Genomic DNA, 20,052 nt, shown 5'->3' with positions numbered 1-20,052 from the left:
TACTCAGGCCTTGGCAAAGGCCTGGGTGGCCGGATTAACGACAGGAAACGAGTGTCGCTCGACAAGGCTCATCAACTGTTGGGCAATGTCGACCAGATCTTCCCCGGGACCGAAGACAGCACTGACACCCTGCGCGGTGAGCGAGGCGATGTCCGATTGCGCAATGATCCCGCCCAACACAACGGGGACGTCGATGCGCTGGCGATGCAGATGGTCGAGCAGGTCGCAGAGTATTTCGTTGTGCGCACCTGCCAGGCTGGAAAACCCGATCAGGTCAACCGGCCCGGCGTCGTCCATGGAGGCCAGCAACTCAGTTGGACTCTGAAACAGTGGCAGCATCCTGACCCTGAATCCTGCCTCGACGAGTACTGATGCGATCAAGCGGATCCCGCGATCATGGCCATCCTGGCCGAGTTTTCCGAGCAGTGCCTGTGGCGGCCGGCCATGCTGTGTCGAAAAGCGTGAAGTACGTTCACAAAGTGCCGCCCAACCAGGCAATTGGCCGCGCAGGGCACCATAGCCGTCGGGTTGAAAAGCAGGCGCCTGACGGTGACGAGGCCATGCTTTTTCCAGTGCCGTCGTGCACTCGCCTACGGTCGCTCTGGCGCTCATCGCGGCCATGTTGAGTTCCAGCAGATTGCCCTGGCCGCTCCGCGCGCAATGGGTGAGTGCCTGAAGGTGCGCCTGTACCTTTGCCTCGTCTCGCCTGATACGCATATGCTTGAGTCGGTGAATTTGGCGCTGACGGACCGAGAGGCTATCCACCGAATGTGTCGTATGGAGGGCCTGCGATGTCGCGCTCGCAGTCTTTTCTCCGACCCGCCGCAGCTCACCGCTATCGAGCCGCGCCTGTGTCCGAACTGCCTGGGCATGGATCATCATGCTGATCGAGCCATTGTTGATAGCCGCGACCACGCCGCCTTCGCCGTCTATGCGTGCAATGCACGCGCGCACCTCACGGCACATCGTCGCGGTCAGGGACTCCATCATGTAAGAACCGGCCCAAGGATCGATGACATCGCACAGACCGGTTTCTTCTTGCAGGATTTGTTGGGTATTGCTTGCCAGCCGTGCCGAACTTTCGCTGGGTAGCGCGAGGGCTTCATCCCAGGCGTTGGTATGCAGTGACTGGGTACCGCCAAATACCGCGGCCATGGCCTGCGCGGTCGTGCGCACGACATTGTTCATCGGCTCCTGTGCAGATAACGTCCAGCCGGAGGTTTGGCAATGCATGCGCATGGCCCTGGCGCTCGGGTTGTCAGCTCCCGATTGTTCGCTGATCTCGTTCCACAAAACCCGCGCGGCCCGCAGCTTTGCCACCTCGGTAAAGAAGTCGTTGCCGACACCAAAGAAGAAGCTCATCCGCGAGCAAAAGGCGTTGATATCCAGACCTCGAAGTCGCACCTGCTCGACGTAGGTACGTGCGTTGAGGAGGGTCAGTGCCAATTCGAGTATCGGATCGGCCCCGGCTTCCTGGAAGTGATAGCCGGACACCGAAATCGGGTTGAAGCGAGGCATGTGCCGGGCGAGGTATTCGATGACATCGGTGCAGATACGCAGCGAAGGTTCGGGGGCAAAGATGTAAGTGTTGCGCACCATAAACTCTTTGAGAATGTCGTTCTGGATGGTCCCGCTCAGTTGCTCCCTGGCGATGCCGCGCTCCTGGGCGGCCACGATAAAGGCGGCCAGAACTGGCAATACCGCGCCGTTCATGGTCATTGACACCGAGACCCGGTCCAGCGCGATGCCATCGAACAACTCGAGCATGTCCTCGACACTGTCGATGGCCACGCCAGCCTTGCCGACGTCGGCGGCGCAGTGAGCGTCGTTGGAGTCGTAGCCACGATGGGTCGGCAGATCGAATGCAACGGACAGTCCCTGGGCGCCCTCGGCGAGGCTTTGGCGCAAACGCTGATTGGACAGCTGCGCGTCGGCAAAACCGCTGTATTGACGGATCGTCCAGGGTTTGTGGGCGTACATGCTGGCGTAGGGGCCGCGCAGATAAGGCGGCGTTCCTGGATCGCTGTCCAGATGCTCGATGCCGGTCAGGTCGCCGGGGCGGTAAAGCGCTTTGAGTTGCAGGCCTTGGGGGCGGTGCAAGGGCGATCGAGTCATGGTCGTGTGCACTCCCGAGGCCAGGTTTTCTCGGTAAAGACATCGGCGAGCTTGTAGCCGTCGGACTGGCGAAAAATCTCGCACCAATGCCGTGAGTGTTGGCCAGCTTCGGCGGTACGCATATGAACGTGAACGCTGTCACCTATGTTGAGGTTGCCGTGGAAGTGAATTTCCCGTTGCCGTACCAAACCCGGGCGGCGTAGCTCCAGGACACTCCATTCGGCGCGCTCGACCAGCGCCTGGAAGTTGGCAAAATAAAGAAATTCGGCGCCATTGAAGTCGACGTCGGGACAGGGAGTAAATGAGAACACAGGCGTTGGTACCGACGCGGTACGGCTGATCTCGAAGTGCTCGAGCCAGTCGCCTTTACGCAACTGCTTGCCGAGCGCATGCAAGGCCTGCATGGCGACGGGGAGGGTGGCCTCGATCGGCTGGGCGCCCTTGAGGCAGGCTTTGGCGACACTACGATTGTCCCCCGGCGTGTGGCGGCTGACAAAGGTCGACATCAGGCTGATTTGTGCGACACAGCGCTGGCCGAGCATCAGCCGTTGTTCGCTGTAATGCCGGGTTTGGCCGGCCCGGCCGAGTGTTGTTTCTATCCTGAACGAGCGATTCTCGGTGATCGCCTGCAACTGCAGCCCCTGGCTTTTGACCAGGGTGAAGGCGGCATAGGCGATGCGCCCCTGTGGGTCGAGAAAGTCCGGCAACGGGCGGTCGTACAATGCGGCAAGCGCCAGCCAATGTTGGTGACCGCATTCCTTGAGCAGCCAGTTTTCGGACAAGCCGGTGTAAGCCAGATTGGGCATGCCGGCGAGGTAAGTCTGTTCGAGGCTGACGTTATGCATGCTGAACCCCTGATGTCGGCCCGCGCAGGGCCGACGGATAAATGCCAGTCGAAAAGTCAGCGGCCAGCGGCCAGATGCTCGACCACAAACTGCGCATCCCGGGCCACCCCGGAAAACCGCCCCGAGCCCCAGGTGTGTAGCCAGGGCAAGCCGAGGAAGTACAGGCCCTTCTGGGCGGTCACGCCGCGTTGGTGCCCGGGATAGCTGCGGCCGTTGAACACGGGGACGTCGACCCAGGTGAAGTCCGGCTGGAAGCCGATGCACCAGATGATGCTGGTGATGCCGGAGCCTGCCAGGTCGAGCTCGGTGATTTCCTGCCCGGGCTTCCACAGCGGTTCGTAGACAACGCCGGCGGGAGCCTCGATGCCTTTTTCCGCAATGTACTTGTCGATGCTCGCGTTGATTCTGTTGTACACGGCGTCAGCGGCGTCGAGGTTGCTGCCAAGGTCCGGGGCGAACTTGAGGGTGGTGCCGTCCAGGCTGTCCAGGCGACCGAACAGTTGCATGCCTTCGCTGGCGAAGCGACGCAGGTCGATGTCGCGCCCGCCGTCGCGGCCGGTGACGTAATGGTTGGTGTTGTCGCGTACCCCCTCACGCAGCGGGTGTATATCAACGCCCATGTCGTAGTAGCCCATCTCGGCCAACCAGTCGACCACGTCCTTGCCACGGTGAAAGCGTGCACAGCGGGGCGCATCGCCCACCGCAAGGAACACTTTGCGACCGGCCAGGTGCAGGTCTTCGGCGATTTGCGCGCCGGACTGCCCGGAGCCGACCACCAGGACTGCGCCCTCTGGCAGCTCATCGGGGTTGCGGTATTGTTCGGAGTGGATCTGCCGGATCTCGAGCGGCAGGCGTTCGGCCAGGCGCGGAATGATCGGGGTGTGGTATCCGCCGCTGGCGACGATCACCTGGTCGGCGCTGAAGTCGCCTGCACTGGTGTTGAGCAGGTAGCCGCCTTCTGCGCGGGTGGTCATGCGCAGTACGGTCACGCCTTCGCGCACCGGGGCGTTGACCTTGGCGATGAAGCCGTCCAGGTAGTTGATGATCTGCTCCTTTTTCATGAATCCGTGCGGGTCGTCACCGGCATAGGGATAGCCGGGCAGGGCGCATTGCCAGTTTGGCGTCACCAGGCAGAAGGCGTCCCAGCGCTGGTTACGCCAGGTGTGGGTCAGGGTGTGTTTTTCCAGCACCAGGTGGTCGATGTCTTGCTGTTGCAGGTAGTAACTGGCCGAAAGGCCGGCCTGGCCGCCGCCGATAACGATCGCTTTGTAGTGGGTCATGCTGTGGTCCTCTGAAAAGTCGTGATTCAAATCTCGGAAAATCCGGCGTAATTCACCTGGCCGGCGCCCTGGTTTTTGATTTCCAGTACCTCGACCTGCGCCTCGCTCGCGGTGAATTTGTTCGCGGTCAGGCGCAGGCTGCCGAGCGTGTCCATCGCTGCGCTGCAATAGAAACCCTTGACCTGCCTGACCCGTTCGGAGGCATTGTTGAGGCCGGTTTCGGCACGGCGCAGAAAATCGGCCATGGGGTAGCTTTGGCCCGCTTGCAGGTGTTCGTAGATGGTGGTGGACGGCGAGTAGGCGTTGCTCTCCTGGCCATCGGGCCAGCGCAAGCGGATGTTGACGGCGGGCATGTCAGTGCTCCTTGATCAGGTTGGGGTAGCTGAAGCCGGTAAAGGGCTGCTGTCGCAGGTTCCAGAATTGGTGGTGCTGGTCGGCCAGCTGTACGTCGAGGCAGGCGCTGTCGTTGATCGTGCCGATTGGCGCGCAGTGCAAACCTTCGAAGGCGAAGGCTGCCTGCACGGTGGCCAGGTCTTCCGGCTTGAGGGTCAACAGGAAGCCGTAGCTGGGGAAGGCTTGCAGCCAGCGCTCCAGGGACGCATCGCCAGGCCGGGGCAGGCAATCCAGATTGATGCGAGCCCCGCATCCTGTGGGCTCGAGCAACATCAGCAAGGAACCGAGAATCCCGGCGTTGCTGATGTCCTTGGCGGCCACTAACAGGCCGGCCTCGGCCAGGCGCGGGATGACTTCGAGCTTTTCCCGCAAGCGTTCGCCGGATACGCCTTCGAAGGCTTTCCAGTAGGGCGCTTGACCGTGCCATTGGCCGTTAAGATCCACGACCATGGCCAGGGTCTGGCCGGGTGCGACGTGCAGGGTCGAGAGCAGGCTGCGGGCCCAGCCGGTGATCGCCACGGCAAGTGCCGCCGGGTTGTCGGGGCTGAGGCTGGTATGACCGCCCGCGAGGATCAGGCCATAGGCGCTGCAGGCGTCGCGGATGCCGGCGAGCAGGCTGTCGGCGGCGTCGAGATCGTGGTGCCAATAGGCATTGACCACTGCCGTGGCACGGCCGCCCATGGCGGTTATATCGCTGACGTTGGCCATGACCGCCGACCAGCCGGCGAACCACGGGGCCTGGGCGACAAAGTTCGGCAACATGCCCTCGATGGCGAGCAGTTGGTATTGGTCGCCACAACGGATGGCTGCGGTGTCGTCACCGGGTAACGCGTAGCGTTCATCGTCGCTGCACGCCCGCGCCGGGATCGCTCGCGCCGGTTGCTGGATGGCTTGTTTGGAAAGCATGGCCGGCGTGTTTTTCAGGGCCGCCAACAGGGTGCGCAGATCAATCACCATGGCGACGGCTCCGGCGAGACGTCAAGGCAACCTGACGCCGCATGAAAGGGTAGCAATCAAGGTCTGCCTGCATCAGCACATGGGGCTGGCCAAGCAGTTCGATGGCCTCAAGCGTCTGCCAGTGCAAGCCATGGAAGTACTGCTGGTTGGCGATCTGCACGGTGGCCAGGAAGGTCTGGCAGCCCAGGTCGATGGCCCGTGATACGGCTTCGTTGACCAGTGCTTTGCCGATCATGCCGTGGCGGCGGTAGGCCCGGTCCACGCAAAGACGACCACCGAACCAGACGCCGGACTCGGTCTGGTAGATCCGCACGGCGCCGATCACCTGTTCCGGCATGCCGCAGTGGTGGGCGATGGCAACAATGGCAATGGCCTGAAAGTCGCGCTCGTCCTTGTCTTTCTCCAGCAAGCGCTGCTCCTCACAGAACACCGCGCGGCGCAGTGCGTAGTAGCCGCTGCGCTCCCAGGTTTCATCGGCCGGCTTGACCAGCAAATCGTCGGCGAGGAAATCCCGGAACGTGTCGTCGCTCAAGGCGAAAGCGTGTTCGGCCATGGTCAGGCTCCTGTCACTCGTGATGTTTCAGGGCCGAGCAGGCGCCGCATTTGGCGCAGCCGGCGTTGATGTTGTCCGAATGCAGGCCATGCCGGCGCAGGCTCGCACCGATACGCGGATAGAGCCGTTGCATGAAGGCACTGTCGGGTTTCGGGTGGTGGGCCAGTGGGGTGCCATCGATCGGCACGAAGGGCACCACGAAGGGGTACACGCCCATGCGTGCGAGCCTTTCGCACATGTTGGCGATGGCCTCCTCGCTGTCGCCCAGTCCGGCGAGGATGTAGGTGCTGACCTGGCCGTGGCCGAAGACCTTGACCGCGGCCTCGAAGGCGCTGAAGTAGCGTTGCAAAGGCACTTCGGCCTTGCCCGGCATGATCCGCCGGCGCACTTCGTCGGTGACGGCCTCCAGGTGCATGCCAAGCGAGACCACGCCGCTTTCCCTGAGGCGCTGGAACCAGACATCCTCGTCCGGCGGCTCGCATTGGGCCTGGATCGGCAGGTCCACCGCGGCCGTCACGGCCGCCGCCGATTCGCAAAGGATTGCCGCGCCACGGTCGGGCGTCTGCGGCGTGCCGGTGGTCATCACCATGTGCTTGACGCCGTCCAGTTCGACCGCCGCCCTGGCGACCTCGGCCAGTTGTGCCGGGCGCTTGCGGGCAATGGTCTTGCCCGATGCCAGCGACTGGTCGATGGCGCAGAACTGGCACGAAGTGGCTGCTTCGTTCATGCGGATGCAGTGCTGCAGGACGGTGGTCGCCAACACGTCCTTGCTGTGCAGCGTCGCGATCTTCCAGTACGGCGTGCCGTCTTCGGTGCTCAAACCATAGAAATTCGGCACGCCCGGCAGTTGCACCTGGCCAACCTGCAAGCCTTCGCGAAAGATCAGCGCCTGGCCGCCGCTGGCGTCAGGTACGGCAGAGTAGGGCGAGTCCAGGGAGGCGCGGTTGAGCATCGGCACCATGGCGGTGTGGGCGCCCAGACTCAACGCCTTGTGGTCCGACGGCCCCGCTCCGCCTTTGCGGCTGAGACCTTCAGAGCCTTGCCAGCGAACGCCATGGCATTGCAATTGGGCCAGCAGATCGTTGGCGATCACTTGGCTATTCATGCTCGCAAGCCTCGCGACGTTCATGCACATGCGCAGTGGCGCGGCGGTCGATCTGCAGGCTGAGCAGTTCCGGGCGGCTGTAATGACCGACCGAATCCATCATGCGTTTGCGCTTGTCGATCAAGGCGAAGTCCAGGTCGGCAATGATCACCCCTTCGCCTTCGGTCAACTGCGCGAGCAGCTTGCCTTCCGGCGAGACGATGGCCGTGAAGCAACCACCGGAGATGGGTTCGATGGCACAACCGGTGTCGGCCATGATTTGCGCCTGTTGCCCGGCATCGAGCCAGGCCGTGGCGTTGACCACGAAGCAGCCGCTTTCCAGGGCGTGGTGGCGGATGGTCACTTCAATTTGATCGGCGAAGATCTGCCCGACCAGGGAGCCGGGGAACATCGCCGCGTGAATCTGTTCGGAGTCGGCCATCAGGGCGTAGCGCGCCAGCGGGTTGTAATGTTCCCAGCAGGCCAGCGCGCCGATGCGGCCAACGGCGCTGTCGGTGGCGCGCAGACCGGAGCCATCGCCCTGGCCCCAGACCATGCGCTCGTGATAGGTGGGGGTTATCTTGCGTCGGTGCTGGATAAGCGTGCCGTCGGCGTCGAACAGCAGTTGAGCGTTGTAGATCGTGCCGCCATCGCGTTCGTTGACGCCGATACAGGCGACGAGGTTGGCTTCGCGGCAGGCTTCACCAATCTGGCGGGTGACGTCCGAGGGCACGGTGACCGACTCTTCGAGCAGCTTGAGGTGTTGCCTGGCCATGGCAAAGGGCGGCTGCACAAAAGAGAAATAGGGGTAGTACGGCACCACGGTTTCCGGAAAGACAGCAAACTGCACGCCTTCGCGGCCCAGTTCCAACAGCTGGCGGCAGAGTTTGTCGACGGTTGCCTGGCGCGAGTAGAGCACGGGACTGAACTGCACGGCGGCGGCGCGAATAACGGGCATGGGCTAATTCCTTGAGGCGGAGGCGGGAGGCTGGAGGTCTTTGCAGGCCCGCCCGCTTCCTGCGTGGGGGCGGGCGGGCCGCGATTCAGGCAGTCCAGGTATCGATGATCATCGCGCCCTCACGACGCATCAGCAGACGCAGGTCCATGACATCCAGCGGGTTGATTGGACGAATGCCTTCGATCAGGGCTTTTTCGGTCTGGCCATACAGGGCCTGCAAGGCGAAGCGGCAGGCATAGACCTCACCGCCTTCAGCCATGAATGCCTTGATCTGGTTATTGACGGCCAGGTGGCCGGGGAAGGCTTCAGCGCCCAGGGTGGGGAAGCCGCGTTGCACGCCAAGTTGCACGCCTGGCCCGTAGAGCAGGATCTTGGTTTCAAAACCTTTGCGCAGCAGGCGCTTGGCTTGCAGCATGTTGACCAGGCCGATGGAGCCTTCGAAGGCGATCGTGTGGAAGGTCAGCAGGGCCTTGTCACCGGGTGCGGCCTTGACGTCCTCGAAGACCTTTTCTTCGTAGTTGACCAAAAAGTCGCCGTCTTGGTAGTGGGCAATGTCCACATTGGGCATGGTGTCGTCTCCAGTAGTGCTTGCTGTTATCGATGGCCGGGATCGGCCGATCGGTTACAGGGACTGGAGCGAGAAGCGTGCCACTTGAATTCCGTTGATTTAACTAATGTTCAAGCTATTGATATACAAAGATATTTTATTGTTTTTTCGAATTTTTCAGAGCCCTCTGGGTCCATCGCCGGATCACGAATTTGCGTATAAATACGGAGTTTCGTAGTCGCCTGATACGAGATGTCGTAGTGGTGCGCGAGTCAGGGCCCCGCGACATTTGCAGCGAGCTTGAATAGCGCAGTGTTTTGCAGAAAAGAAAAAACCCGGGCCCCTTCACCGCGTCGCGATGAAAGGGCCCGGGTTTTAGCCGTTGGCGATCAGAGGGGTTCGCTACAGTGCAATGCCTGCGATGCCTCTAGCGCGCTGATCTGCGCTTCGGAAAACGCAAAGTCGCGTAGCACCGAGCGAGAATGTTCACCGTTTTGCGGGGCGGGCGCATAGGGCGTTTGCGCAGCCTGCGCGCTGTTGATGGGGAACCCCGGGACCCGCACCACACCCTGCACAGGATCGTTGAGCTCGACCAGCATGCCATTGCTGGCGAGCTGCGGATGCTTCAGCAGATCGCTGTAGTCGGCCACCTTCGAACAGAGAATGTCCGCTTCATGCAACACGTGCAGCCAATGTGCCGTTGGCTTGCTCATGAATACATCGGTCAGCGCTGCGCACATCTCGGCACGGTGGATGACCCTTTGCGCGGAGTTGACGAAGCGTGGGTCGGCGATCCATTCTTCGTGATTCAGCACCTTGCACAAGGTCGGCCAGCGGTTGCCGTTGTAGGCCGCTACCATCAGCCAGCCGTCCTCGGTCTGGAAGGCTTCGTTGGGTGCCGAGTAGGGGGCGCTACTGCCGATGCGCGTCGGCAGCTTGCCATCGCTCAGATAACTGGTGATGGACGACTGTTGCAGAGCCAGCGCCGAGTTCATCAGGCTGACATCCAGATGGCCGCCCAGCCCATCGCTCTGACGGGCGTGCAGCTTGGCCAATACGGCCATGCAGGCCATGTATCCGGTGACCACATCCACCACCGGCGCCTGTACCTTGCAGGGGGCCGCGCCCGGCGTGCCGATCAGGCTCATCAGGCCGGAATCGGCCTGAAGAATCCCGTCGACGCCCGCCCGGTCCGAATAGGGACCTTCCTGGCCGTAGGCCGAGATCGAGCAATAGATCAGGTCGGGCTTGAGTGCTGCCAGGGCTTCATAACCCAGGCCAAGCCGGGTCATCACGCCCGGGCGCATGCTTTCGATCAGCACGTCGGCTTGCAGCACCAGGCGCTTGATGACCTCGATGCTGTCGGGGTGCTTGAGGTCCAGGCCGATGCATTGCTTGCCGCGGTTGAATGCGTGGTAGAGCGCGCTGTCTTCACCCACCCAGGCTGGCCCCAGGGTGCGCCCCAACTCACCTTCGCGGGGTTCGACCTTAATCACCCGCGCGCCCATGTCGGCCAGCAGCATGGTCGCCGTGGGGCCTGCGGCGATCTGGGTGAAATCGAGGACGGTGAGGCCGTCCAGTGCGTTACGTAACATGATTATCTCCTCGGATCGACGCCCGGGGTTTCTTGAAGGTACCTTGGGCGGTGGCCAAAAGAGTTCCAGTGTCGGACAGCAGCTCGGCTTCGGCGAAGTAGAGGCTCCTGCCGGCGCGGCGGACCCGGCCCAATGCGCTGACGCTCCCTTCGAATGCCGGTTGCAGGTAGGCAATGTTCAACATCGCGGTGAGTCCATGGACCTCTGCTTCGCCTTCGTTACTGTGCAGGCCGGCGTAGCCGCAAGCCGCGTCCATGAGCGTGGCGATCATCCCGCCGTGCAAGGCGCCCTGGCGGTTGAGATGGTGCTCGGCGATGTGCAGCTGGAATTCGGCCTCTCCCGGCACCCAGCGGACCAGCGTGACGCCCAGGCCCTGAAGAAAGGGATTGTGCAATTGCATGATCGCTCCTCGGGCCACCTAGCGGCCCTTGTAGTGCGGTACACGTTTCTCGGCGAAGGCTTGACGGCCCTCGATGCGATCTTCGGTATCGCGCAGCACCCCCCAATACAACTCGGTCAAACGCTGGGCATCGCGGTCGCTGAGGTGCGCTGTGCTGCGTGACAGGGTTTGCAGTGCCTGTATGGCCAGGGGCGCCTGCCGTGCAATGCGCTCGGCGAGCGCCATGGCACGGGCCAGCAATGCGTCGTGGCTGTCCAGCCGTTCGGAGATCAGGCCGATAGTCAGTGCCTGATGGGCATCGATGCGTTGCCCGGTCAAGGCCATCTGCATGGCAGGGGCCGCCGGTATCGCCCGCATCAGTCGATGCAAACCACTGACTGCCGGGATGGAGCCCACGGCAGCTTCGGGCAGCCCGAAGGAGGCGCTGCTGCTGGCGATACGCAGGTCGCATTGCAACGCCAGCTCCAGACCACCGCCCAGGCAGTGACCGTTGACAGCGGCAATCAGCGGCTTGTGCAGGTCAAGGTCGGTGAGGTCCATCAAGCGGATGTACAGTCCGGCATCCGCCGCTGGTTCATTGGCCAGGAACAGCGCCTGGGCATATGAGGCGGACGAGGAACGGGTACTTTTAAGGTCCGCGCCGACGCAGAACGCCCGCTCGCCGGCACCGGTGATGACGGCGACGCGCAGCTCGGGGTCGTCGCGCACCTGCACCAAGTGTTCGCGAAGGGCCTGGAGCGAGTCCAGGTCCAGCGCGTTCAAGGCCTGTGGACGATCAAGCGTTATCAGCGCAATCGCACCCTGTATTTGCATTGAGACTGGCATGGTGCTCACCTCAGACACTGGCCGACGACAGACTGCGTCCGCCACAGACATACAAGGTTTGCCCGGTCACATAGGCGCTGGCCGGATCGAGGAAAAATTCCACGGCGTTGGCGATGTCCTCGGGGGTACCGATGCGTTTTACCGGTACGGTTTCCTTGAGTTTTGCCTGCACGTCCGCGGCGAAGCCCTGGAACAGCGGGGTATCGACAATGCCAGGCGCGATGGCGTTGACGGTGATGCCCTTGGCGGCGAACTCGATGGCCAGGCTGCGGGTCAAGCTCACCACGCCGCCCTTGGCCGCCGAGTAGTTGGCCTGGCCGAATCCGCCGAGCCAGGCCCTGGAGGACATGTTGACGATACGGCCGAAGCCTTTTTCCAGCATCAACGGCAGGGCGGCCTTGCAGCACAGGAACTGGGCGCGCAGGTTGGTATCGACGACCAGGTCCCAGTCCTGTTCGGTCATGTTCAGGAAACGCTTGTCCCTGACCACGCCGGCGTTGTTGACCAGAAAGTCGAGCGAGCCGTGGGCTTCGCGGATCCGCGCAAACGCTGCGTTGACGGCCTCACCTTCGGTCAGATCCAGCGCAATGCCGGCGACGTTCAACCCTTGCCCCGTCAAGGCATCAACGCTTGCGGCGAGGGCTGCTTCGTCGCGGTCCAACAGATAGACAAACAAGCCCTGGCGCGCCAGTCGTTCGGCGATTGCAAGGCCGATGCCGCGAGCGGCGCCGGTGATCGCGGCGACCTGTGTGGCAGTGAAATTTCGTGTGCTCATCTCAAACTCCCAGAATGTGGACAGCAGAGGCGGCGTGATCGACACCGGCGATACCGCCACCGGTGCACTGCGCCAGGCCCAGCTTCGGTGTACCGGCCTGGCGACTGCCGGCGCGCCCTTGCAATTGCCAGGTCAGCTCGACCATTTGCGCGACGCCGGTGGCACCCAGCGGATGGCCCTTGGCAAGCAGACCGCCGCTGGGGTTGACCGGAACGCGACCGCCGAGGGCGGTGGCACCCGAGTGCAACAGCGACACGGCTTCGCCCGGTGCCGCCAGGCCGAGGGCTTCGTAATAGAGCAGTTCGGCGATCGTGAAGGCGTCATGCAGCTCGACCACGCCGATGTCGGCGGGCGCAACCCCGGCTTGCTCATAGGCCAGGCGCGCCGCGCGTGCGGTGATTTCGGCATCGAGAATGTCGTCATCACCGGTTTCGCGCATGCCCGAGACAATGATCGACCCCAGCACCTTGACGGCTTTGGCCTGTGGACCCGGCTGCGTTCCGAGCACCATTGCGGCGGCGCCATCGACTTGCGACGGGCAGCACTGCAACAGGGTCAGCGGATCGGCGATCATCCGCGAGCTCAACACCTGTTCCAGGGTGACTTCGGTACGCTGCTGCGCATACTCATTGAGCGAACCATGGTGGCGGTTTTTCACGGCAACAGCTGCGAGGTCGGCTGGCTTGGCTTCTCGCTCATGGATAAAGCGGGTGGCGCGCATGGCATACACTGCCGGCAGAACCATACCGGCGGTGGCGTACAGGTCGGTCATGCGATCGTTGCGCTGCATGGGGATGGTGCCGCCGCCCAACGCCGTCAGTTGCTCGATACCAAACACCAGTACCCGCTCGTATTGCCCGGACAGCAGTGCATGCCGAGCCAGGTGGACAGCGGTGGCGCCGCTGGCGCAGGCGTTCTCGATGTTGTAGACCGGAATACCCTTGAGGCCCAGGTCACGCAAGATCACCTGACCGAGAATCATCCCGCCCAGCACATTGGCGCAATAAACTGCCTGGATGTCGGCCAGGGCGACGCCGGCATCGGCCACCGCGTCAAGGATCGCTCGCTGGGCAAGTTCCGGCGCCATCACGCCGGTGTGGCGGCCAAAGGGCGTCATCGCAGCGCCCATTACATGCATCTGGGTCATGGACGTACCTCCAGGGATTCGAATACGTAGCCAAACGTCTCGTCGGCAACCACTCGGCATTTTTCGCCAATGAACGGGCGGTCGCTGCTGCCCTTGAGGCGGCCGAAAAGGCGCACGGGACCTGGCAGGTCGACGTAGGCCAGAACGAAGGGGTTCAAACCGCTCTTGGGGCTGGGGTGCATGATGGTGAAGCTGTACACGCGGCCTTCCACGCTCAGAATGGTGTCCTGGAACTGGTCGGCCAGTGGCGAATCGTCAGGTACCGCGGGAAAGAAGACTTCGTCAGTGCCCAGATGTCGCGAGGCAGCAAGACCGGGCGGTGTGGTGGATGCCCAGATGGGTGACGGACTGTTCATGTGACCTCCTGTTTTTATCGACGCTCGATAGCGACGTCTGGAGGTATGTTCGGCCACGCCTCAATGGGCGACAAACGATATAAAAACGCGGTTCAATTGAGAAAAAGTAAAGCCAGCAGCGGCGGAGGGGCTCATTGAGTGATGCAGATGGAGGCGGGCCTTAACGGCCCGCCTGGATTATCCTACGCCTTGAAATCAGTGGACAAAGACAACTCACGCCACTGTTCCAGCTCAGAGGCAACGGCCGCGTTCTTCTGTTCAATCCTTTCTATGGCGTCACTGCCCAAAGGTAAACGCAAGGGTGGGTTGGGCGCGTCGACCAATGCCAGGATGGCCCCTGCAAGCTTCTCGGGATCACCGGGCTGACCATGATTGGCCGTTTCGGCAAACCGGCGCATGGCACCGACAGTGGCGTCGTAGTCCGCGATCACCACGGGGGATGTGACAAGCGACTGCTCATCGAGAAAGTCGGTGCGGAAAAAACCCGGCTCAACCACCGTAGCCTTTACACCGAGTGGCATCAGTTCCTGCGCCAAGGCTTCGGTCAAGCCCTCGACAGCGAACTTGGTCGCGCCATAAACCCCCCAACCGACGTAGGCTTGGTAACCTCCGAGCGAGGAAAAGTTGATGATGTGCCCCGAGCGCTGCTTGCGCATATGCGGTAGCACGGCCCGCGTGACGTTGAGCAAACCGAAGACGTTGGTGCTGAAAATGTTGTGCACCTCAGCAGTGCTTGCTTCTTCGACCGCCCCCAACAAGCCATAGCCTGCGTTGTTGACCAGAATATCGATCCGGCCAAAACGCTGGATGCCTTCTGCGATTGCTTCATGGGCATCGCTCTCGCGCGTCACGTCCAGTTTCACCGCGAACAACCGCGGGTGCTCGCCGAACCTGGCCGTCACATCGGCCGGTTTTCTTGCGGTGGCGATAACGTTGTCGCCAGCCTCCAGCGCCCGTTGCGTGAGCAGGGCACCAAAACCACGGGATGAACCGGTAATCAACCAAGTACGCATGACAGTGTCTCCACGTATCGAATTGAATCGAATTGAATCGAAAATTCCTTCGTCGGTAACTTGCTTGCATCCATGGAAAAAAGAGGAGGTGAGGCTATGGGGACGTATGCCCGTCGATGGTCGTTCCGGCCATTTTCTCGAGCACTTTGACCACATGGGTCATATCCCGCGCCGGATCGCCTTCGCTCATGGCCTGATCGAAGAACTGTTTGACCACAGCGCAGGTGAAAGCCGGTGTGCCGATGTTTTCCGCCTCGGCCAGGAACAGCCGTACATCCTTGCGCATCAGGTCCAGGCGAAAGCCGAAGTCGAATTGGCGCGGCAGGACGGTACCGGCCAGTATATGTTCGCTGCTGAAGCTGCGCGCGGTGCTTGCGTTGAGCATTTCCAGCATTTGCCCGGGTTCGAGCCCGGACTTGATACCGAACAGCAGTGCTTCGCTGGTGGCCACCAGAGTGGCGCCAACGATCATGTTGTTGACCAGCTTCAAGGTCTGGCCCAGGCCTGGCGTTGTGCCGATATGCTCGACTTTTTTGCCGAAACAGGCGAACACCGGCTCGCACTGTTGGTAGGCGGTCTTGTCACCCCCCACCATCACCGACAGGGTGCCATTGAGTGCGCCTGTCACGCCACCGGCCAACGGCGCGTCCAATGCCTGGATACCCCGATCGCGCAGCGCCTGTTCGATACGCCTGGCCATGCTCGGACCGGTGGTCGAGTGGTCCACCAGGATTTTCACCTGTTGCCCGTGGATGACCCCGTTGTCGCCCAGCACCACGTGCTCGACGATATCCGGAGTCGGCACGCAAATCAGCACGATCCGCGCGTGATCGGCGACATCGCGGGGGCTGCCATGGCTGCGCGCTCCGCGTGCGAGCAAGGGCGCCAATACCTGCGGATTGGGGTCGAAGAGGCTCAGGCCATAGCCATTGTCGAGCAGGTGGTGGGCCATTTTCTGGCCCATGGCGCCTAACCCGATAAAGCCGATGGTTTCGCTCGCTGCAGCGTCTGAATGCGGAGGAAGAGGGCTCATCGCGTGTCGTCCTTATTATTGGGAAGACATCATCCTAGGTGCGGCGATTGCCCTGCGACAAAGGAGTTATTGGCCCCTTTGGGTTGACAAAAACTCAAGCGCCTTCGCGGGTCAAACGTGCCTGTTCCAGGATCCACTCGCGAAAAACCCGCGTGTCATCGCTCTCTTCGCGGTGCCTGGGCGTGAGCAGATAATAGGTGTACACGCCCATGTCGACGATCTGTTCGAATGGCCTGATCAGGGTGCCGTCCCGCAGTTCCTTCTCGACCAGGAACAACTGCGCCATGGCAATCCCCTGGCCACCGGCGGCAGCGGCATAGACCATCGAAGAGCTCTGATATGACATTCCGGCAAGCGCATCGACGTCACGGCTCACACCGCTTGCCTCCAGCCAGTAGCGCCAGTCTTCGGGCCTGGCGATCGAGTGCAGCATGGTGTACTGCGCGATGTCGGCGGGTGCATTGAGGCCCGGGCCGTGCTGCAGAAGGGAAGGGCTGCAGACCGGTGCAAGGCGGTTATCGCTCAACACGTAACAATTGCAATTGGGCCATTCGCCGGCACCGAGACGGATCGCCGCGTCGATGTCTTCCTTGTAAAAATCGACCGGTTCAAGCGATGCGGTCAACAACACCTCGATCTTGGGATGTTCGGCGTGAAAGCTGGCAAGCCTGGGTATCAACCATTGCATGGCAAACGTGGTGTAGGCGCGCACCTTGATTTGCCGACGCAGGGGCGGCGACATGAGTTTCTTCGTGGCGCCGCGCAAGTCTTCGATCACCCTCGCCACCGCACGAAAATATTGTTCGCCGGAGTGGGTCAAGGTGATTTGCCGATGCCCCCGCACAAACAGGTCGAGTCCGAGAAATTCCTCGAGCGCGCGGATCTGCCGACTGACCGCACCGGGCGTGACATTCAACTCATCGGCGGCATGGGTGATGCTCAGATGACGCGCAACGGACTCAAAGGCACGGATGGCATTCAGTGGCGGCAGTCGGTCCATGGAAGTCATCTCTTGTTGTTGGAAGTTACTGTATTGGAAAAAACGGGGACGCGGAGTGTATTTAATTGCCCGGCGCATCCCAACAATAAAGTGAACGCTTGATAAAAGCTCAAGGTGGGCGCCCGTTTTAATCGATTGTCGTCCGGGGTCTGCGATTTCTACGATCGGCGCGCACGCGCCATGCGGTCGTGGTGCAGCTCCCGACAACAATAAGAGATCCATTTATGAAGATCGCTAAAACGCGCCATCGCAAGCATTTTCAACGCGCCTCAGGACTGGCATTGTGCGGCGCAGTCAGCACTGTGCATTCGCCGGCTCATGCGGACTTCATCACCGACAGCAAAGCCAGCATGGATTTACGCAACTACTACTTCAATCGCGACTTTCGCCAATCAGGTGCGGCGCAAAGCAAGGCGCAAGAGTGGGCCCAGGGTTTTGTCCTGCGCTATGAATCCGGCTTTACCCCCGGAGCGATCGGCGTTGGCCTGGATGCATTGGGCATGCTCGGCGTCAAATTGGACTCGGGCCCATCCAGAACCGGCACGGGTTTGCTCGTTACTGATCGCGACCCGGCCGGGCGCGCCCAGGATGAATACAGCAAATTGGGGCTGACCGCCAAGTTACGCATGGCGCAAAGCACGCTGAAAGCCGGCACCCTGATGCCCAAAATGCCCGTGGCGATGTACAACGACACGCGTTTGTTGCCGCAGACATTTCGTGGTGCCTGGCTCAACAGTGCCGACCTGAGCAATACCACCTTCGATCTCGGGCGATTCGACCGGATCAACCTGCGTAACTCAAGCGACAATGAGCTCATGACGGTTTTCAACGGCGCTGCACGCAATATCCGGTCAGGCCGGAAAACAAGCAGTGAGCGCTTCGATTTCGCAGGGGCGACCTATCGCTGGACGCCGGCATTGAGTACGGCCTACCACTATGGTGCTCTGGATGGCATCTACCAGCAGCATTACCTGACCTTGAACCACAAGCTGGCGCTCACCGAACGACAAACGCTCACGTCCGATATCCGCTGGGCGCGTAGCCTCGGGGAGGGCGGCAGCAACGTCGAAAACTCCGCCCTCGGCGCGATGTTCACCTACAGCGCGATCGGCCATTCGGTAGGCCTTGGCTATCAACGCATGAGCGGGGCCACCGGCTTCGCCAACCTCAACGGCACCGACGCGTATCTGATCAACCTAGTGCAGATCAATGATTTCGGTAATCAGGATGAGCGTTCCTGGCAACTGCGCTACGACTACAACTTCACGGCGCTTGGCATTCCTGGCCTGACCTTCATGACCCGCTATCTATCGGGCGACGAGGTGAGTGTGCGCAACCGCGCTCAGGCTGGAAAGGAGTGGGAACGAGACACTGAATTGGCGTACGTCATTCAGAGTGGCGTATTGAAAAACCTGGGTGTGAGATGGAAGAACGCCAGCACGCGCAGCAACTTTGCCAGCGATATCGACGAAAACAGGTTGGTCCTCAGCTATTCCCTGGCGATCTGGTAAACAGTCTCCGCCAGTAAACGAAAAGGGCGCAGTCAATGGCTGCGCCCTTTTGTTTGGTTCTTCACGCAATCCCGGGAAACACCGATAACGCAATACCCGTAGGAGCCGGCTTGCCGGCGATGGACTCAAGTGCGCCGCGTTTATCCAAGTCACACGCGTTATCGTTAACGACCATCGCTGCGATGCGGCGACCCGACAAGCCAGCTCCTACAAGCGGATAATCACGGATTTGAGCTGGGTATAGTGGGAGAGGGCGTCGATACCTTGCTCGCGACCGTAGCCACTTTGCTTGAAGCCACCGCATGGCGTCTGGACGAAACCTCCGCTGTACTCGTTGACGACAATCCGGCCGGCCTCCAGCTGCGCGGCAACCCGATGTACCCGGCCGATGTCACGGCTCCAGATACCGGCACCGAGGCCGAATTCGCTGTCGTTGGCGATCCGCAGCGCATCGGCTTCGTCCTTGAAGGGAATGACGCAGACAATAGGCCCGAAGATCTCCTCGCGCGCCAGGGTCATATCGTTGGTCACACCGGTATAGACCGTCGGTTCGATGTACCAGCCATTCTCATAGCCTGCTCGCGTGGCCACCTTGCCGCCGATCGCAGGCTTGAGCCCCTCGCGCTCGGCGATGGCGAAGTAGCTCTGGATCTTCTCGAACTGCGCATGAGTGGTAATCGGCCCGGACGTCGAGTCATCCTCCGGGCCGACACGCAAGGCACCCACCTCGGCAACCAGCTTGTCGACGAAGCGGTCATGGATGTTTTCCTGGACCAGCAACCGCGTGCCTGCCGCGCACCATTGGCCGCTGTTCCAGGTAAACGCCTTGGTCGAGCCTTTGGCGGCCGCATCGAGGTCTGCGTCGTCGAACACGATGTTGGCGGATTTGCCGCCCAATTCAAGGGTCAGCGGCAGGATGCGCTCGGCGGCGATGTGTCCCAGTTCCTGGCCGGCGCGTAGGCCGCCAGTAAAGGAGATTTTGCGGATGTGCGGGTTGTGCGCCATGGCAGGACCGATCACGCTGCCTTTACCCACGATGACGTTGAAGACGCCGGCAGGCACTCCGGCTTGCACGGCAATGCGCGCCAGCTCCACCAAAGAGGCAGAGGTGTGTTCGGAGGGTTTGGCCACCACGGTATTGCCGGTAGCGAGGGCGGGCGCGATGGCGCGCGCTGCCTGATGGAGCGGGGCGTTCCAGGGCAGAATGACGCCAATCACGCCAAAGGGATCACGGCGTGTATAGATGTGATAGTCAGGCCCCTGGTTGATGACGTCCCCGTCCATGACGTTGACGATGCCACCATAAAACTCGAAGTACTGGGCGGTCAGGTCCATCAGTGCCGCCATCTCGCTGCCGGGTTTGCCGGTATCGGCTTTTTCCAGCGCACCCAGGGTGTTTTCGCTTTGACGGATGATGCGCCCGAATTCGTTGAGGATGCGCCCGCGCTCGGCGGGGCGCATGTCGCGCCAACCTTGCAGTGCCGAGGCTGCCGACTCGATTGCCAGAGCCACATCCTTCGGCCCGCTGTTGGCGACTTCACTGATCTTGGCGCCGGTGCGCGGATCGATCTTGTCGACATACTGGCCGTCAGCAGGCTCCAGGGAACGGCCATCGACGAAGCTGTTAACTTTTACAAACATTGTGTGTCTCCTCTGAAACTGCAG

20 protein-coding genes are annotated in these 20,052 nt (G+C 61.5%); 1 reads left to right on the top strand and 19 read right to left on the bottom strand.

Features of this window, described 5'->3' with window-relative positions; translation table 11 throughout:
- Positions 1–3: 3 nt before the first annotated feature.
- The 18 genes from scpA to gcvA all read right to left on the bottom strand — a co-directional run bounded on the left by scpA (position 4) and on the right by gcvA (position 16,876).
- Positions 4–2,100, bottom strand: coding sequence for a methylmalonyl-CoA mutase (gene scpA, locus F8N96_RS29570; RefSeq protein ID WP_263596464.1), 2,097 nt, complete (start codon positions 2,098–2,100; stop codon positions 4–6).
- A gap of 11 nt (positions 2,101–2,111) precedes the next feature.
- A complete protein-coding gene (locus tag F8N96_RS29565) occupies positions 2,112–2,960 on the bottom strand; it encodes a Pnap_2097 family protein (protein ID WP_150800797.1) in 849 nt (282 codons plus the stop codon).
- Between the two features lie 56 nt (positions 2,961–3,016).
- On the bottom strand, positions 3,017–4,240 hold the full coding sequence (locus tag F8N96_RS29560; protein WP_150800796.1) for an MSMEG_0569 family flavin-dependent oxidoreductase: 1,224 nt from the start codon (positions 4,238–4,240) through the stop codon (positions 3,017–3,019).
- Between the two features lie 26 nt (positions 4,241–4,266).
- Entirely contained in the window at positions 4,267–4,593 is a 327-nt protein-coding gene (locus F8N96_RS29555; RefSeq protein ID WP_150800795.1) for an MSMEG_0570 family nitrogen starvation response protein, read from the bottom strand.
- Position 4,594: 1 nt separating this feature from the next.
- The gene (locus F8N96_RS29550; protein WP_150800794.1) at positions 4,595–5,590 is read right to left on the bottom strand and encodes a sll0787 family AIR synthase-like protein; all 996 of its coding nucleotides are present in this window, start codon (positions 5,588–5,590) and stop codon (positions 4,595–4,597) included.
- Positions 5,580–6,143 (bottom strand): MSMEG_0567/Sll0786 family nitrogen starvation N-acetyltransferase, encoded by a 564-nt coding sequence (locus F8N96_RS29545; RefSeq protein WP_150800793.1) that lies wholly within the window; start codon positions 6,141–6,143, stop codon positions 5,580–5,582. Before F8N96_RS29545 ends, F8N96_RS29550 begins: the two co-directional genes overlap by 11 nt.
- A 13-nt stretch (positions 6,144–6,156) precedes the next feature.
- A complete protein-coding gene (locus F8N96_RS29540) occupies positions 6,157–7,236 on the bottom strand; it encodes an MSMEG_0568 family radical SAM protein (protein WP_150800841.1) in 1,080 nt (359 codons plus the stop codon).
- A gap of 4 nt (positions 7,237–7,240) precedes the next feature.
- Complete coding sequence (locus F8N96_RS29535; protein WP_150800792.1) at positions 7,241–8,185, bottom strand: Nit6803 family nitrilase; 945 nt, start codon at positions 8,183–8,185, stop codon at positions 7,241–7,243.
- Positions 8,186–8,270: 85 nt separating this feature from the next.
- On the bottom strand, positions 8,271–8,753 hold the full coding sequence (locus F8N96_RS29530) for an MSMEG_0572/Sll0783 family nitrogen starvation response protein (protein ID WP_017338925.1): 483 nt from the start codon (positions 8,751–8,753) through the stop codon (positions 8,271–8,273).
- Positions 8,754–9,121: 368 nt separating this feature from the next.
- A complete protein-coding gene (locus F8N96_RS29525) occupies positions 9,122–10,327 on the bottom strand; it encodes a CaiB/BaiF CoA transferase family protein (protein ID WP_150800791.1) in 1,206 nt (401 codons plus the stop codon).
- Complete coding sequence (locus F8N96_RS29520; protein WP_150800790.1) at positions 10,317–10,727, bottom strand: PaaI family thioesterase; 411 nt, start codon at positions 10,725–10,727, stop codon at positions 10,317–10,319. The genes F8N96_RS29525 and F8N96_RS29520 overlap by 11 nt, the downstream gene beginning before the upstream one ends.
- 18 nt (positions 10,728–10,745) lie before the next feature.
- A complete protein-coding gene (locus F8N96_RS29515; RefSeq protein ID WP_150800789.1) occupies positions 10,746–11,552 on the bottom strand; it encodes an enoyl-CoA hydratase/isomerase family protein in 807 nt (268 codons plus the stop codon).
- 10 nt (positions 11,553–11,562) lie between these two features.
- Positions 11,563–12,327, bottom strand: coding sequence for an SDR family NAD(P)-dependent oxidoreductase (locus tag F8N96_RS29510; RefSeq protein WP_150800788.1), 765 nt, complete (start codon positions 12,325–12,327; stop codon positions 11,563–11,565).
- 1 nt (position 12,328) lies between these two features.
- On the bottom strand, positions 12,329–13,474 hold the full coding sequence (locus F8N96_RS29505) for a thiolase family protein (protein WP_150800787.1): 1,146 nt from the start codon (positions 13,472–13,474) through the stop codon (positions 12,329–12,331).
- A complete protein-coding gene (locus F8N96_RS29500) occupies positions 13,471–13,830 on the bottom strand; it encodes an OB-fold domain-containing protein (RefSeq protein WP_150800786.1) in 360 nt (119 codons plus the stop codon). The genes F8N96_RS29505 and F8N96_RS29500 overlap by 4 nt, the downstream gene beginning before the upstream one ends.
- Before the next feature lie 182 nt (positions 13,831–14,012).
- Positions 14,013–14,843, bottom strand: a complete 831-nt coding sequence (locus F8N96_RS29495; protein ID WP_150800785.1) for an oxidoreductase — start codon at positions 14,841–14,843, stop codon at positions 14,013–14,015.
- 94 nt (positions 14,844–14,937) lie between these two features.
- Positions 14,938–15,876 (bottom strand): NAD(P)-dependent oxidoreductase, encoded by a 939-nt coding sequence (locus tag F8N96_RS29490; RefSeq protein ID WP_150800784.1) that lies wholly within the window; start codon positions 15,874–15,876, stop codon positions 14,938–14,940.
- A gap of 94 nt (positions 15,877–15,970) precedes the next feature.
- A complete protein-coding gene (gene gcvA, locus F8N96_RS29485) occupies positions 15,971–16,876 on the bottom strand; it encodes a transcriptional regulator GcvA (protein WP_150800783.1) in 906 nt (301 codons plus the stop codon).
- A gap of 224 nt (positions 16,877–17,100) precedes the next feature.
- Between gcvA and F8N96_RS29480 the strand changes: the two genes are divergently transcribed.
- Positions 17,101–18,387: an OprD family porin gene (locus F8N96_RS29480; RefSeq protein ID WP_150800782.1), complete on the top strand. Its 1,287-nt coding sequence runs from the start codon at positions 17,101–17,103 to the stop codon at positions 18,385–18,387.
- Between the two features lie 207 nt (positions 18,388–18,594).
- On the opposite strand, the gene F8N96_RS29475 is transcribed toward F8N96_RS29480, so the two are convergent.
- Entirely contained in the window at positions 18,595–20,028 is a 1,434-nt protein-coding gene (locus F8N96_RS29475; protein WP_150800781.1) for an aldehyde dehydrogenase family protein, read from the bottom strand.
- Positions 20,029–20,052: the final 24 nt, after the last annotated feature.

This window comes from Pseudomonas fluorescens (genome assembly GCF_902497855.1).
Classification (GTDB): domain Bacteria; phylum Pseudomonadota; class Gammaproteobacteria; order Pseudomonadales; family Pseudomonadaceae; genus Aquipseudomonas; species Aquipseudomonas fluorescens_BI.
The sequence above is the reverse complement of the archived record's forward strand: the minus strand, read 5'-3'. Positions and strand labels throughout refer to the sequence as shown.

Excerpts from the sequence above, each read along its gene's own strand:
- F8N96_RS29565 (WP_150800797.1), bottom strand. The coding sequence starts at position 2,960 with ATGCATAACGTCAGCCTCGAACAGACTTACCTCGCCGGCATGCCCAAT.
- F8N96_RS29560 (WP_150800796.1), bottom strand. The coding sequence starts at position 4,240 with ATGACCCACTACAAAGCGATCGTTATCGGCGGCGGCCAGGCCGGCCTT.
- F8N96_RS29555 (WP_150800795.1), bottom strand. The coding sequence starts at position 4,593 with ATGCCCGCCGTCAACATCCGCTTGCGCTGGCCCGATGGCCAGGAGAGC.
- F8N96_RS29550 (WP_150800794.1), bottom strand. The coding sequence starts at position 5,590 with ATGGTGATTGATCTGCGCACCCTGTTGGCGGCCCTGAAAAACACGCCG.
- F8N96_RS29545 (WP_150800793.1), bottom strand. The coding sequence starts at position 6,143 with ATGGCCGAACACGCTTTCGCCTTGAGCGACGACACGTTCCGGGATTTC.
- F8N96_RS29535 (WP_150800792.1), bottom strand. The coding sequence starts at position 8,185 with ATGCCCGTTATTCGCGCCGCCGCCGTGCAGTTCAGTCCCGTGCTCTAC.
- F8N96_RS29530 (WP_017338925.1), bottom strand. The coding sequence starts at position 8,753 with ATGCCCAATGTGGACATTGCCCACTACCAAGACGGCGACTTTTTGGTC.
- F8N96_RS29525 (WP_150800791.1), bottom strand. The coding sequence starts at position 10,327 with ATGTTACGTAACGCACTGGACGGCCTCACCGTCCTCGATTTCACCCAG.
- F8N96_RS29520 (WP_150800790.1), bottom strand. The coding sequence starts at position 10,727 with ATGCAATTGCACAATCCCTTTCTTCAGGGCCTGGGCGTCACGCTGGTC.
- F8N96_RS29515 (WP_150800789.1), bottom strand. The coding sequence starts at position 11,552 with ATGCCAGTCTCAATGCAAATACAGGGTGCGATTGCGCTGATAACGCTT.
- F8N96_RS29510 (WP_150800788.1), bottom strand. The coding sequence starts at position 12,327 with ATGAGCACACGAAATTTCACTGCCACACAGGTCGCCGCGATCACCGGC.
- F8N96_RS29505 (WP_150800787.1), bottom strand. The coding sequence starts at position 13,474 with ATGACCCAGATGCATGTAATGGGCGCTGCGATGACGCCCTTTGGCCGC.
- F8N96_RS29500 (WP_150800786.1), bottom strand. The coding sequence starts at position 13,830 with ATGAACAGTCCGTCACCCATCTGGGCATCCACCACACCGCCCGGTCTT.
- F8N96_RS29495 (WP_150800785.1), bottom strand. The coding sequence starts at position 14,843 with ATGCGTACTTGGTTGATTACCGGTTCATCCCGTGGTTTTGGTGCCCTG.
- F8N96_RS29490 (WP_150800784.1), bottom strand. The coding sequence starts at position 15,876 with ATGAGCCCTCTTCCTCCGCATTCAGACGCTGCAGCGAGCGAAACCATC.
- gcvA (WP_150800783.1), bottom strand. The coding sequence starts at position 16,876 with ATGGACCGACTGCCGCCACTGAATGCCATCCGTGCCTTTGAGTCCGTT.
- F8N96_RS29480 (WP_150800782.1), top strand. The coding sequence starts at position 17,101 with ATGAAGATCGCTAAAACGCGCCATCGCAAGCATTTTCAACGCGCCTCA.
- F8N96_RS29475 (WP_150800781.1), bottom strand. The coding sequence starts at position 20,028 with ATGTTTGTAAAAGTTAACAGCTTCGTCGATGGCCGTTCCCTGGAGCCT.